Origin of the sequence: Psychroserpens mesophilus (assembly GCF_050617655.1) — a bacterium.
Taxonomy (GTDB): Bacteria; Bacteroidota; Bacteroidia; order Flavobacteriales; family Flavobacteriaceae; genus Psychroserpens; species Psychroserpens mesophilus_A.
The window spans coordinates 1-275 of the sequence record NZ_JBODQC010000151.1 but is presented as its reverse complement, the minus strand read 5'-3'; the positions used below and the strand labels follow the sequence as shown (position 1 = coordinate 275).

1 protein-coding gene is annotated in these 275 nt (G+C 34.2%); it reads left to right on the top strand.

Features of this window, described 5'->3' with window-relative positions; all coding sequences use genetic code 11:
• Positions 1-275: sulfatase/phosphatase domain-containing protein (locus ACRHNM_RS16720; RefSeq protein ID WP_431137751.1), on the top strand; the 275-nt coding region annotated here is incomplete at both ends.

The window sequence follows — 275 nt, the reverse complement described above, 5'->3', positions numbered from 1 at the left end:
AAAACTGGGGCAATTGTTAAATGGCCACAATCTATACCAAAACCTAATTCTATAAGCACTGAAGCTATAAACGTAGTAGATTTTATGCCTACATTTTTAGAAGCAGCAAAAACATCTTCCGAATCAGAGGATAATAAACTTGTAGGCCAGTCATTTATACCTTTGTTAAAAGGAAAAACATGGAAACGAGAAGATCCAATGTACTTTCAGTTTATGGATAATCGTGCGATTAGAACTTCAGAATGGAGTTTAATTGAAGTAGACGATAATGGATG